The organism is Streptosporangium minutum, assembly GCF_002149035.1.
Classification (GTDB): domain Bacteria; phylum Actinomycetota; class Actinomycetes; order Streptosporangiales; family Streptosporangiaceae; genus Streptosporangium; species Streptosporangium minutum.
In genome coordinates this window covers 1-12,168 of record NZ_NGFP01000276.1, presented here as the reverse complement: position 1 = coordinate 12,168, position 12,168 = coordinate 1, and the positions used below count along the sequence as shown (strand labels likewise).

The 12,168-nt window shown below is 71.1% G+C and carries 12 protein-coding genes; all 12 read right to left on the bottom strand.

The window, feature by feature from the left end:
- On the bottom strand, positions 1 to 1,439 hold a 1,439-nt coding region (locus tag CA984_RS37580; RefSeq protein ID WP_242676393.1), incomplete at its 3' end, for a serine hydrolase domain-containing protein.
- A gap of 193 nt (positions 1,440 to 1,632) precedes the next feature.
- On the bottom strand, positions 1,633 to 2,142 hold the full coding sequence (locus CA984_RS37575; protein ID WP_086578156.1) for a GbsR/MarR family transcriptional regulator: 510 nt from the start codon (positions 2,140 to 2,142) through the stop codon (positions 1,633 to 1,635).
- A gap of 163 nt (positions 2,143 to 2,305) precedes the next feature.
- On the bottom strand, positions 2,306 to 3,478 hold the full coding sequence (locus CA984_RS37570) for a glycine C-acetyltransferase (protein ID WP_086578155.1): 1,173 nt from the start codon (positions 3,476 to 3,478) through the stop codon (positions 2,306 to 2,308).
- On the bottom strand, positions 3,478 to 4,506 hold the full coding sequence (gene tdh, locus CA984_RS37565) for an L-threonine 3-dehydrogenase (protein ID WP_086578154.1): 1,029 nt from the start codon (positions 4,504 to 4,506) through the stop codon (positions 3,478 to 3,480). The genes CA984_RS37570 and tdh overlap by 1 nt, the downstream gene beginning before the upstream one ends.
- A 347-nt stretch (positions 4,507 to 4,853) precedes the next feature.
- Entirely contained in the window at positions 4,854 to 5,924 is a 1,071-nt protein-coding gene (locus CA984_RS37560; RefSeq protein ID WP_086578153.1) for an SPFH domain-containing protein, read from the bottom strand.
- Between the two features lie 2 nt (positions 5,925 to 5,926).
- Positions 5,927 to 6,361 (bottom strand): NfeD family protein, encoded by a 435-nt coding sequence (locus CA984_RS37555; RefSeq protein ID WP_086578152.1) that lies wholly within the window; start codon positions 6,359 to 6,361, stop codon positions 5,927 to 5,929.
- Positions 6,362 to 6,415: 54 nt separating this feature from the next.
- A complete protein-coding gene (locus tag CA984_RS37550) occupies positions 6,416 to 7,630 on the bottom strand; it encodes a L,D-transpeptidase (protein WP_086578151.1) in 1,215 nt (404 codons plus the stop codon).
- A gap of 98 nt (positions 7,631 to 7,728) precedes the next feature.
- Complete coding sequence (gene fahA / locus CA984_RS37545; protein ID WP_086578150.1) at positions 7,729 to 8,865, bottom strand: fumarylacetoacetase; 1,137 nt, start codon at positions 8,863 to 8,865, stop codon at positions 7,729 to 7,731.
- Positions 8,865 to 9,650, bottom strand: a complete 786-nt coding sequence (locus CA984_RS37540) for a hypothetical protein (protein ID WP_242676392.1) — start codon at positions 9,648 to 9,650, stop codon at positions 8,865 to 8,867. Before CA984_RS37540 ends, fahA begins: the two co-directional genes overlap by 1 nt.
- Positions 9,632 to 10,801, bottom strand: coding sequence for a homogentisate 1,2-dioxygenase (locus tag CA984_RS37535; protein ID WP_086578149.1), 1,170 nt, complete (start codon positions 10,799 to 10,801; stop codon positions 9,632 to 9,634). Before CA984_RS37535 ends, CA984_RS37540 begins: the two co-directional genes overlap by 19 nt.
- A gap of 227 nt (positions 10,802 to 11,028) precedes the next feature.
- Positions 11,029 to 11,640, bottom strand: coding sequence for a VOC family protein (locus CA984_RS37530; protein ID WP_086578148.1), 612 nt, complete (start codon positions 11,638 to 11,640; stop codon positions 11,029 to 11,031).
- Between the two features lie 86 nt (positions 11,641 to 11,726).
- Positions 11,727 to 12,083, bottom strand: coding sequence for a VOC family protein (locus CA984_RS37525; RefSeq protein ID WP_086578147.1), 357 nt, complete (start codon positions 12,081 to 12,083; stop codon positions 11,727 to 11,729).
- Positions 12,084 to 12,168: the final 85 nt, after the last annotated feature.

The window sequence follows — 12,168 nt, the reverse complement described above, 5'->3', positions numbered from 1 at the left end:
CGCTCCGGGACAAGGAGCCGGGCATCCAGGTGCGGGTCCTGGACGCCGAGGGCGACCAGAGCCTCACCATGGTCCTGGACGGCGTGGTGGACGTGGCGGTGGCGGTGGAGTATCGCGGCGCCCCGGCGGAGGACGACGGGGATGTGGTCCCCGCTGAAGGCAGGACCGCCGGAGGCGGCGAACACCGTCTCCGACACCGGCACCAGGTCCATCTCCAGCGGCGGGGAGAAGTCCTTCATGCCGTCGACGAACTCGTACCGGATGCGCGCGCGGCCGTCGTCGTCCTGGGCGATGGTGGTGACGACGCCCTCGCGCTTGTAGACGCCCACCAGCGGTGCCATGTCCACCACGGGCGGGTTCGCCGGCGGCCCGAAGGCGTCCGGCATGCGCACCCCGGCCAGTTCGGCCAGCAGTTCCCGGAACAGGTCGGCGTACAGCCGGTCGGTGCCGCCGCCGTTGGCGAGCAGGACGACGGCCACGCCGGCGTGCGGGACGACGCGCAGGTAGGAGTGCTGCGCGACGGCGCTGCCGTCGTGGCCGTAGCCGGGGACGCCCTCCCAGTCGTACAGGGTCCAGCCCAGGCCCCAGCCGTCGGCGCTGACGGTCCACTTGTCCGGGCTGTCGACCTCGCGGTGCCGCATCGCCGCGACGGCGTCGGCGGACAGGACACGGGTGCCGTCGGGGGCGGTGCCGCCGTCCAGGTGCATCTGGACGAACCGGGCGACGTCCCCCGCGGAGATGATGACCCTGCCGTACGGTCCCGCCGAGCGCGGCATCAGGTCCCAGGCCGGGGCCGGGTCGGGGTCGGCTCCCGGTTCTCCCAGGTGGCTCATCGCCACGCGGAAGCGCAGCGCCTCCTCCGGCAGCGTCATCGAGTGCTCCAGCCCGAGCGGGGTGAAGAGCATGTCCTTCAGCGCCTGGTCCCAGGTCTTGCCGGTCAGCACCTCGATGACGCGGCCCAGCACGACGTAACCGAGGCTGCTGTAGGAGATCGCCGTCCCGGGCGGGCAGTCCAGCGCCACCTCTCTGGCGGCCTCGACATACTTGGCCAGGCAGTCGTCACCTCGGCCGGAGTCGTAGGTGAAGTCGCAGGTCAGCCCACCGGTGTGGCTGAGCAGCCGCCGAATGGTGATCGCTTTGGTGGCTTCGGCATCGGGGGTGGCGAACTCCGGCAGCACGCTGACGACCGGCGCGTCCAGGTCCAGGTCGCCGGAGTCGACCAGCCGCATCACCAGGGTGGCGGTGTAGACCTTGGCCAGCGAACCGGACAGGAACACCGAGTCGGTGGTCGCCTCCACTCCTGTCCCACGGTGCAGCAGGCCGCTGGCCAGCTCGTGGATCTCGCCGTCCACCAGTACGGCCAGCGTCGCCCCCGGCACATGGTGGGCGGCGCGAAGCCCGTCGAGCCGGGCCTGCCAGCGGGCGGAGTCGAAAGTCATCGGGGTCTCTCCTCATCGGGTTCCGGGCGACGCGTCCACTGATCGACATGGACGGGGATCCGGGCATGTCGGTGGCGCCGGTGCCGTCGGGCACCGGCTGAGGGGGCGGGGTCGCCCCGGGGATGTTCGATCGGCTACGGGTTGGGGGCCGTCCGGGCGGACGAGGCAGCCGGGAAGATCCTCGGAACAGGCCCTATGAAGAACCCGTCCCGGAGCCGTCGGGCAGCGCGCCTGAGGCGCGCAGGGTGTCGCGGCGGGCGCGCCACTCGGCTGCGAGCGCGGGCATCCGTTCGGTGAGGAAGTCGGCGAAGGCGGCCGCCTCCAGGAGGCGTGCCCTGCGTGTCGAAGGCGCCTCGCCCAGCACCTCGAGCCCGTGCTGCGCCAGCGCGCCGAGCGAGGCGTACTCCGCCTGCTTGTCCACCATCCTCAGCCAGATCGCGGGATGGAGGCCGATACGGTCCACGCGTTCACCGGCGGCGCGCGAGCGCTGGATCCAGGACCACTCCTCAAGCATGGTGACGGCGCCGCTGATGGCGCTACGGCTCGCCCGCAGCGCCTCGCTGAGCTCGGCGATGGTCTGCTGCGGCGGGTCGCAGATGAGGAGCCATCCGGTCACCCGTCCGGTCATCGGCGGCAGGGCGTTCTGCCGCGCGAAATGACGGCCGACCTCGTCGGCGAAGGAGAGCTCAACTTCATAAGCCATATGAAGGACATTACATGGATGACTGAAATGACACAAATCTCTGTCATTTCAGATAATGGGGGTTCCTGGACGCGGAGCCGTGTCCGGCCGGGGCCGTGAGCGCCCCCGGCCGGGACACGGGTTGTCTCCAGGTGGCGACGGGGTCCCCCGGTCGCGAGGCGGGTCACCCCCGGGCGGCGACGAAGGCCTCCACGGCCCGGTCCACGTCCTCGGTGGAGTGCGCCGCCGAGAGCTGGACCCGGATCCGGGCCTTGCCGTGCGGGACCACGGGGTAGGAGAAGCCGATCACGTAGATGCCCTGTTCGAGCAGGCGCTCGGCCATCGCGGAGGCCTCGGCGGCGTCGCCGATCATCACCGGGGCGATGGGGTGGTCGCCGGGCAGGACGTCGAACCCGGCCTCGGTCATCCTGGTGCGGAAGCGCTGGGTGTTGGCGCGCAGCCGCTCGCGAGCCTCGCTGGAGCCGCTGATCAGGTCGAGGACGCGCAGGGAGGCGGCGGCGATCACCGGGGCGAGGGAGTTGGAGAACAGGTAGGGGCGGGAACGCTGGCGGAGCAGCTCGCAGATCTCCTTGCGGGCCGCCACGTAGCCGCCGCTGGCCCCGCCGAGCGCCTTGCCGAGCGTGCCGGTGATGACGTCGACCCGGTCCATCACGCCGTGCAGCTCGGGGGTGCCCCGGCCGTTCGGGCCGACGAAGCCGACCGCGTGCGAGTCGTCCACCATGACCATGGCGTCGTAGCGCTCGGCCAGGTCGCAGATCTCCTCCAGCGGCGCGACGTAGCCGTCCATGGAGAAGACGCCGTCGGTGACGATGAGCCGGCGCCGGGCGTCGGCGGACTCCTTGAGCCGGGCCTCCAGCTCGGCCATGTCACGGTTGGCGTAGCGCAGGCGGCGGGCCTTGGACAGGCGGATGCCGTCGATGATGCTCGCGTGGTTGAGCGCGTCGGAGATCACCGCGTCGCGGTCGTCGAGCAGAGTCTCGAACACCCCGCCGTTGGCGTCGAAGCACGAGCTGTACAGGACGGTGTCCTCCTGGCCGAGGAAGTCCGACAGCCGCGCCTCCAGCTCCTTGTGCACCTCCTGGGTGCCGCAGATGAAGCGGACGGACGCCATGCCGAAGCCCCAGCGGTCCAGGGCGTCCTTGGCGGCGGCCACCACCTCGGGGTGGTCGGCCAGGCCCAGGTAGTTGTTGGCGCAGAAGTTCAGCACATCACCGCCGCCGGCGACGGCGATGCCGGCGCGCTGCGGGGTGGTGATGACCCGCTCGGGCTTGAGCAGCCCGGCGGAGGCGATCTCGTCAAGGGTGGCGCGCAGGTCGTCGCGGACGTTGTCGAACATCAGGCGGTCCAATCCAGGATGATCTTGCCGGTCTTGCCGCTGGCGGCGGTGTCGAAGGCCGCGTCGAAGTCGCGGTAGGAGAAGCGGTCGGTGATGACGGGGGAGAGGTCGAGGCCCTTCTCCAGGAGGACGGACATGGCGTACCACGTCTCGTACATCTCCCTGCCGTAGATGCCCTTGAGCGTGATCATCGAGGTCACGATCGTCGCGAAGTCGACCGCGAACTCCTCGGCGGGCAGCCCGAGCATGGCGATCTTCCCGCCGTGCGTCATGTTGGCGATCATGTCGCGGAGTGCCTGCGGATGCCCGGACATCTCCAGGCCCACGTCGAAGCCCTCGTGCATGCCCAGCTCGTGCAGGCTGTCGGCGACGGACCGCTCGGCGACGTTCAGGGCCAGGCTGACGCCGAGCTTGCGGGCCAGCTCCAGCCGCTCGGGGCTGACGTCGGTGATGACCACGTTGCGGGCGCCCACGTGCGTGGCCACAGCAGCGGCCATCAACCCGATCGGCCCGGCCCCGGTGACCAGCACGTCCTCGCCGACCATCGGGAACGCCAGGGCGGTGTGCACGGCGTTGCCGAACGGGTCGAAGATCGCCGCGACGTCGGGGTCGACCGGCACCCGGTGCACCCAGACGTTGGAGGCCGGAAGCGTCACGTACTCGGCGAAGGCGCCGTCCCGGTTGACGCCGAGCCCGACCGTGTTGCGGCACAGGTGCCGCCGCCCGGCCATGCAGTTGCGGCACTTCCCGCAGACCAGGTGCCCTTCCCCGCTGACCAGGTCACCGGCTGCGATGTCCTCCACGCCGGGCGCCACCTCGACGACCTCGCCGCAGAACTCGTGGCCGACGATGAGCGGCGTCCGCAGCGTCTGCCGCGCCCACGCGTCGAAATTGCGGATGTGCAGATCCGTCCCGCAGATCCCGGTCCGCAGCACCCTGATCAGCACTTCTCCGGGGCCGACGGCAGGCTCGGGCACCTCCGTCAGCCACAGGCCAGGCTCGGCCTTCTCCTTGACCAGCGCTTTCATCACAGATCTCCCCCTCAGCTCCGACCTTACGCACTGTGCCCGGCCGGCTCCGAAGGTGTCCATCGCGGTTTTCTTAACCCCGCCCACAGCGCTGCTTCACGCTCGGCGCGGACAGGCGGCACAGGCCCTCCGGAGGGACGCCTGCCCGGATGTCCCGCCGGATCACCTGCGAGCGGGAACAGGGGCCGGAAGGTCGCCTGCGATCCCCGGGAGCGGGGGCCCTACGGCATGCCCGTCGCACCTCGGACGCGGGCCGTACGGCATGCCCGTCGGACCTCGGACGCGGGCCGTACGGCGTGCCCGCCAAGCCTTGGACGCGGGCCGTACGGCGTGCGGGCCGTACGGGGTCAGGAGGTGCGGTGGCGGTTCTCCTGAAGGTCGGCGAGAGGATCGGCGGTGTGGGCGGCGGGGCCGAGCTGGCGGGGGCCCGCGTCGACGTCGGCGGCCTCGGCCACCGCCTCGGCCGCGGCCTGCTCCGCCTGGGCCGTCTCCCTGGCGGCCGCCTCGCTGATCGCGGGGGCCTCGTGGCGGGTCGCCGGCGACTGGGGCAGTGACTCGGTGAAGGCCTTGGAGACGCCCTGGAGGGCGGAGGTGACCTCGCTGGGGATCACCCAGAACGTGTTGCCCTGGCCCTTGGCCAGCTCCGGCAGCACCTGCAGATACTGGTAGGCCAGCAGCTTGGGGTCCGGGTCGTTGCGGTGGACCGCCTGGAAGACCTCGTCGATGGCCTGGGACTGGCCCTGGGCCTTGAGGATCGCGGCGCTCCGGTCGCCCTCGGCGCGCAGGATCGCGCTCTGCTTGTCACCCTCGGCGGTGAGGATCTGGGACTGCCGCTGGCCCTCGGCGTTGAGGATCGCGGCGCGCTTGTCGCGCTCGGCGCGCATCTGCTTCTCCATCGCCTCCTTGATGCTCTTGGGCGGGTCGATCGCCTTGATCTCCACCCGGTTGACCCTGATGCCCCACTTGCCGGTCGCCTCGTCCAGCACGCCGCGGAGCTGGCTGTTGATCGTGTCGCGCGAGGTGAGCGTCATCTCCAGGTCCAGCGAGCCGACGACGTTGCGCAGGGTGGTGACCGTGAGCTGCTCGACGGCCTGGATGTAGTTGGCGATCTCGTAGGCGGCCGCCCGGGGGTCGGTGACCTGGAAATACAGAACGGTGTCGATCTCGACGACGAGGTTGTCCTCGGTGATCACCGGCTGCGGGCGGAAGGAGACCACCTGCTCGCGGAGGTCGATCATCGGGTAGACCCGGTCGATGTAGGGGATCACGAAGTTCAGGCCCGGCTTGAGGGTGCTGTGGTAGCGGCCGAGCCGCTCCACGTTGCGGGCCCGTGCCTGGGGCACGATGCGGACCGAGCGGATCACGGTCAACACGGCGAACAGGACGACGAGCAGACCGGCGATCAACAGTGCATCCATGCTCACTCCCGGGGATATACGAGCGCGGTGGCGCCCTCGATCTCGATGACGTCGACGACTGCTCCCGCCGGGATCACCAGCGTCTCGTCGTAGGCCCTGGCCGACCACTCCTCGCCGCCGATCTGCACCCGGCCGTCCCGGCCGGTCACCTCCCGCACCACATAGGCGGGCTTGCCGACGAGGGCCTGGATCCCGAACCGCTGTTTCGAGGGCGTCTGTCTGAGCTGGCGTCTGGCGATGGGCCGGACCACGAACACCCCCGCGGCCAGTGCGCCGGTGAACACCAGGAGTTGGAGGGGGACCGGAAGGCCGATGACGGCGGCGAGGCCGGCGAACAGGGCTGCGCCGCCGAGCAGGCCCAGAGCGGTGGTCAGGGTGAAGATCTCGGCGATGCCCAGCACCACCGCGAGAATCAACCAGATCACCCAGTCGTCCATGCTCCGGCCCTCCTACCTTGTTAAACGGGGCGGATGCCCGGGAGGTTCCCTCCCCTACCGTATGTCGTTATCTGGCGGAGTGTCAGGGGGCATCAGAGGCTGCGGCGGTTCGGCGGCGTGCAGGGCGCTGCCGCTGAGCCACTCCTCCCAGGACCGCTGCCAGTAGCCCCAGCCGTTGTCCCAGCGGAGCTCGCGGTCGGTGCCCCGGATGACGACCGGGTCGCCACGCAGGGAGCTGTCGAAGAACCAGGCGGCCTGGTCGGGCCGGGCGTTGACGCAGCCGTGGCTGACGTTCTGCCTGCCCTGCGCCCACAGGTTGTTCTTGGCGTGGACGTACTCGCCGCTGTTGGAGATCCGGACCGCGTGGTCGATCATGACGTCGTAGAAGCCCGGTTCGCCCTTCTCGCGGCCGGGGGAGACCATGCGGACCGGGCTGGCCTTGTCCATGGTCAGGTGGACGCCGCTCGTCGTGGTGTATTCCTCGGTGGTGGCCATGCCGGCGCTGATGGCCATCCGCTGGACCGTCCTGCCGTCCCGTACGACCCGCATCCGGTGGGTCCGGGTGTCGATGAAGCTGACCTGCCCCCGGCCGATGGCGAAGGGCACCGTGTGGTCGGCCGTGCCGTAGGTGTCCCTGGACGCGCGGACCCCGGCCAGGTGCGCGGTGAAGGAGACCCGCTGCCGGGCCGGCCAGTCGCGGCGGGGGCGGTAGATCACCTCGGTGTCGCTCACCCAGTGCCAGGCGCCCTCGACCGGCTTGGTGGAGCGGACCTCCAGGGCCTTCTCGACGGCCGCCCTGTCCTCAACCGGGACGGTGAAGTCCACGATGATCGGCATGCCGACGCCCACGGTCTCGCCCGGCTCGGGGGTGACGGAGGCGACCTGGAAGGTCCGGGCGGGCGCGAGCGTGCGGAACCTGCCGTAGGTGGTCGTCGTGGCGCCGTCCCCGCCCGCCGCGGTGACCTTGACGATGTACTCCTGGTCGGGGGTCAGGGTCCAGTCCGAGCGCCAGGCGGACCGGGTGCCGTCGAACCGGCCCGGCACCGGGGCGCCGCCCCCGTAGGCGGTCACCCCGGTCAGCGTGCCCGTGGTGGCCCGGACGACCAGGCCCCGGCGGGTGCCGGCCCGCACGGAGTCCGGGGAGGGGGAGATCTTCACTCTCGGCGCCGCCGTCGCCGTCGGATGGTCGCCTCCGGCCACGACCGACGAGCAGCCCGTGATGGCGAGCGGGAGGAGGACGATCGGGAGACATCCCGCGGCGCGTCGCATCTGTTCCTGCCTCCGGGGTCCGTGAATGGCCGTGACCCCACATTAGCGACGAGTGATCATGGGGTCACGTGAGGTCACGCGGCGGGCCTGCGGCGGGCCTACCGTGCGGGCAGGATGGTTCCCGACACCTCGCCCAGGGTGATCACGGTCCCGCCGGGGCCGGGAGCGGACGCGGTGATCGTGACGGTGTCGCCGTCCTCCAGGAAGGTCCTGGCCGAGCCGTCGGGCAGTTTGAGGGGTTCGGTGCCGTTCCAGGTCAGCTCGATCAGCGATCCCCGCTCGTCCTGCCCGCCGCCGGAGACCGTGCCGCTGGCGTAGAGGTCCCCGGTGCGCAGGCGGGCGCCGTTGACGGTCATGTGGGCGAGCATCTGGTCGGGCGTCCAGTACATGTCCCGGTACGGCGGGCGGGAGACGACCTCGCCGTTCAGCGAGACCTCCAGCGTCAGGTCGAGGCCCCACGGCTCCCGGCGGCGCAGGTAGTCCAGCGGCTCGGGGTCCTGCGGCCGGCCCGGCAGGCGGGCCTGCGACAGGGCCGCGAGCGGGGTGACCCACGGTGACACCGAGGTGGCGAAGGACTTGCCGAGGAACGGCCCCAGCGGGACGTACTCCCACGCCTGGATGTCGCGGGCGCTCCAGTCGTTGACCAGCGTCACGCCGAACACGTGGTCCTCGAACCGGCCGGCCCGCTCGCCGAGGGCCGTCGGCGAGCCGACCACGAAGCCGAGCTCCGCCTCGATGTCCAGCTTGGCCGAGGGGCCGAAGACCCCGGCGCCGCGCTGCCCGGACGGCCGCGTGATCGGCGTGCCGGACGTCACGACGGTCCCGGCCCGGCCGTGGTAGCCGACCGGCAGGTGCCGCCAGTTCGGCTTCAGCGGCTCCTCGTCGGGGCGGAACATCCGGCCGAGGTTGGAGGCGTGCTCCAGCGAGCAGTAGAAGTCGACGTAGTCGGCCACCTCGATCGGCAGGTGCAGCGTGACCCGGTCCAGCGGGATCAGGTGCGCGTCGATCGCGGCCCGGTCGGTGCCCAGCTTGTTCTGGATCACCGCCCGGGTGGCCTGCCACGCGGCCGAGCCCCTGGCCATGAAGGCGTTGAGCGAGCCGGTGGCGAACACCTCGTCGTGCAGGGCGCCGGCGAGGTCGACCACGTGCTCGCCGTACCGCACGCCGACGCGCGGGGTCTCTCCCTCGTGCCGGGAGAAGACTCCGTAGGGCAGGTGTTCCAGGCCCCAAGACATCACACGTTCTCCTCTGCGTCGGCGGTCGTGCCGATGATCAGGCCGAGGGCCAGCAGGTCCTCGATCGGGGTGCTCGTGCTGCACGAGCCGTAGGACACCAGCAGCCTCCTGGCGCGCCCGGCGGTGCCGTCCGGTACGGCCCGCGCCAGCCGTACCAGCTCGCCCACGTCCGTCGAGCGCAGCACCGGCACCGGGTCCCGGCCCTCCACGGCCGCGCAGACCGCCAGGACCAGGTTGAGGAAGCCGTGCCGGTCGGCGCCCAGCGCCGGGTGGAAGTGGCGGACCGCGTTGTGCAGCCCCGCGGTCGCCTTGAACGGGATGTCGCGTCCGGCGCAGTAGGCGATGAAGGAGCCCAGGTCCTGGGCGCTGGGGAAGGCGGCCGCGGTCAGCCCGCCGCACCTGACCTTCAGCCCGACTCCGGGCGGCACGTCCACGGGGAGCTGGGCGGCGGTGACCTCGACGAACTGGCGGGCCGGGAGGTCCAGGGCGACGGGCCGGCCGCCCGGCACCTCGACCAGTTCGACGGCGAGGTCGGCGAGGTCGGCGGGCCGCGGGACGTCCGGGGTGTCGAGGATCAGCCCGAGCCTGATCGGGAAGTCCAGGTGGGCGCGGAGCTCCGGCAGGCGGCTGGCCGGGCAGAGGAAGCGGTGGGTGAGCACGGGGCTGCCCCCGGCCAGGTCGGCCCGGTGCCGCCGCAGGGCCTCGGCCATCGGCAGCGCGGTGGGCGGGAACAGCCCGGCGTCGTCGACGAGGGAGTGGAAGAGCGTCATCGCGCCCAGGTCCACGCGTAGGCGGGGTCCTCGACCGACAGGCCGGCGGGGCCCAGGTCGAGCGGGCGGAAGGTGTCGACCATCACGGCCAGCTCGCTCGTCTCGGTGTGCCCCTGCCGTACGGCCTCGATGACGGCCTCGACGGCGCCCGGCTGCGGGCCGTGGGTGAACCCGGCGGGGTGCAGTGAGATCGAGCCGACGTCGATGCCCGAGCCCTTGCGCGCGGTGTAGTCGCCGCCCGCGTAGAACATCAGCTCGTCGGAGTCGACGTTGTGGTGGTTGTAGGGGATCGGGACGGCGTCGGGGTGGAAGTCCAGCGGCCGGGGGCAGAACGAGCAGATCACGAAGTTCGGGCCCTCGAAGGTCTGGTGCACCGGCGGCGGGGCGTGGGTGCGCTTCACGATGGGCTCGAAGTCGTTGATGTTGAAGGCGTAGGGGTAGAGGCAGCCGTCCCAGCCGACCACGTCGAAGGGGTGGTTACGGTAGACCAGCCGGGTCAGCCCGCCGCGCGTGCGGACCAGCACCGGCACCTCCTCGCCCTCGACGGTCAGCGTCTCCTGCGGGGTGCGAAGGTCGCGCTCGCAGTAGGGGGCGTGCTCCAGGAACTGGCCGTGGGTGGACAGGTAGCGCTTGGGCGGCCGGATGTGCCCCGCCGCCTCGATCGCGAAGGCCGTGACGCGCCCCCGGGGGACCCAGCGGTGGATCGTCCCGGTGGGGATGACGACGTAGTCGCCCTCGCCGGCCTCGATCGCGCCGTAGGTCGACTCGAACCTGACCCGGCCACTGGCGATGTAGACGCACTCGTCGCCCATGGAGTTGCGGTACAGCTCGCTGGGGGTCTCGCTCGCGGCGTACGACATGCGGACGTCGGCGTTGCCCGCCAGCAGCCCGCGCCCGGTGACCAGGTCGCCGCCCACCGGCAGGTCCTGGGTGCGGAAGTGGCGGGGGGAGAGGGGCAGGTTGGGAGTCAGTGCCGTGGCCGTCGTGGGCTCCACCGCCTCGGCCTTGATGATCGCCGTGGGGAGGTGGCGGTGGTAGAGCAGGGACGAGTCGCTGGAGAACCCCTCCTCGCCCATCAGCTCCTCGGCGTACAGCCCACCGTCGGGCCGCCGGAACTGCACGTGTCGCTTGCGGGGGACCTCGCCCACGACGCGGTAGTACGGCATCCGCTTCTCCCCAGCCTGTCCGATTAACGGACGTCAGTGTCCTTTATACGAACAACCATCTTTCACCAGGGCGGGGATGTCAACCAGGGGCGCTGCCCCGGTGCCGGTTCTCGGCGCACCTGATCCAGCCTCCGCCGTACGGCTGCGCTGTCGGTTCCCTGGATGACCTCGGCCCCACCGGCCGGTACCTGCGTGATGACGATGTCGAGGTCGGCCCGTCGCCTGCCTCAGGCGGATGCGGCCTCCCAGACGAACCCGTCCGGGTCGGTGAAGGTCCCGGCATCGCCGCCGATTGCGATCCGGTGCGATCCGATGCCCTCCTGGGAGACGCCGATGTCCTTGGCGAGGGCGCGGCGCGGGTAGAGCGCCAGCGTGACGGCCGACGCCGGGGTGTCGAACTCGACGTACTTGCCGCCGAAGCTCTTGGCCACGGCCAGGCCGCGGTCGACGTAGAACCGCTTGCTCGCCTTGACGTCCGCCACGCCCAACAGGAGCGCGACCTGGTCGATGTGCCGGGTGGCGGGGCCGGTGTCCTTCTTCTTCGAGGTGGCGATCTTGCAGATCGTCCCGTCCGGGGCGCGTACGACGCCGCCGTAGCCCCAGAACCCCTTCGTGGCGGGCTTCAGCGTCGTGGCGCCGGCGTCGAGGGCGGCGCCGATGAGGGCGTCGACGTTGCCCGGCTGGGACACCACGAGTGACAGCGCGAATCCACGGAAGCCGGTCGTCGGCGCATCCGAGGCGCGTACGTTCACGTAAGAGCCCAGACCGAAGGCGTTGTAGAAGGCGTCCGCGGCCGTGGGGTCGGGAACTTCCAGGGTGACGGATTCGAAGGAGGTCATGGCAGGTCCTTTGAGTGAGGTGGGGTTGTCGTCTTGTCGGCGGCCGCTACGCGGCGGACATGGCAGGGGGCAGGGGCAGGCGGCGCTCAGCGGTCCTGCAGGAGCCCCAGGACGTTGCCGTCGGGGTCGGTGACGGTGGCCACCAGGCGGCCGCTACCGACGTCGTGCGCGGCCTCCTGCACGGTGGCCCCCGCGGCGATCAGCTCGGCCAGCTTCGCCTCGATGTCCGGTACGTGCCAGTAGGCCACCGGGGAGGTCATGCCCTGCGGTCCACCGCCGGGCACCAGTCCGATGTGCTGGCCCTCGGCCTCGAAGCCGACGTAGTAAGGAGAGTCGGTCTGCGGCGCGATACCGAGCAGGGCCGCGTACACCGCCTTGGCCTTCGCCAGGTCGGACACGGGGTGCAGCACGGTCTTGATTCCCTGGGGGGAAGAGCCGGTCATGGTCGCTCCTGTGGTGGTGGGCCTCGTCGACCCGCTGTTTGCGTGTTCACAGCTTCGCTTCCGGCCTGACCGGGCCGCATCCGTG

Excerpts from the sequence above, each read along its gene's own strand:
- CA984_RS37555 (WP_086578152.1), bottom strand. The coding sequence starts at position 6,361 with ATGGACGACTGGGTGATCTGGTTGATTCTCGCGGTGGTGCTGGGCATC.
- tdh (WP_086578154.1), bottom strand. The coding sequence starts at position 4,506 with ATGAAAGCGCTGGTCAAGGAGAAGGCCGAGCCTGGCCTGTGGCTGACG.
- CA984_RS37570 (WP_086578155.1), bottom strand. The coding sequence starts at position 3,478 with ATGTTCGACAACGTCCGCGACGACCTGCGCGCCACCCTTGACGAGATC.
- CA984_RS37560 (WP_086578153.1), bottom strand. The coding sequence starts at position 5,924 with ATGGATGCACTGTTGATCGCCGGTCTGCTCGTCGTCCTGTTCGCCGTG.
- CA984_RS37575 (WP_086578156.1), bottom strand. The coding sequence starts at position 2,142 with ATGGCTTATGAAGTTGAGCTCTCCTTCGCCGACGAGGTCGGCCGTCAT.
- CA984_RS37530 (WP_086578148.1), bottom strand. The coding sequence starts at position 11,640 with ATGACCTCCTTCGAATCCGTCACCCTGGAAGTTCCCGACCCCACGGCC.
- CA984_RS37535 (WP_086578149.1), bottom strand. The coding sequence starts at position 10,801 with ATGCCGTACTACCGCGTCGTGGGCGAGGTCCCCCGCAAGCGACACGTG.
- CA984_RS37525 (WP_086578147.1), bottom strand. The coding sequence starts at position 12,083 with ATGACCGGCTCTTCCCCCCAGGGAATCAAGACCGTGCTGCACCCCGTG.
- fahA (WP_086578150.1), bottom strand. The coding sequence starts at position 8,865 with ATGTCTTGGGGCCTGGAACACCTGCCCTACGGAGTCTTCTCCCGGCAC.
- CA984_RS37550 (WP_086578151.1), bottom strand. The coding sequence starts at position 7,630 with ATGCGACGCGCCGCGGGATGTCTCCCGATCGTCCTCCTCCCGCTCGCC.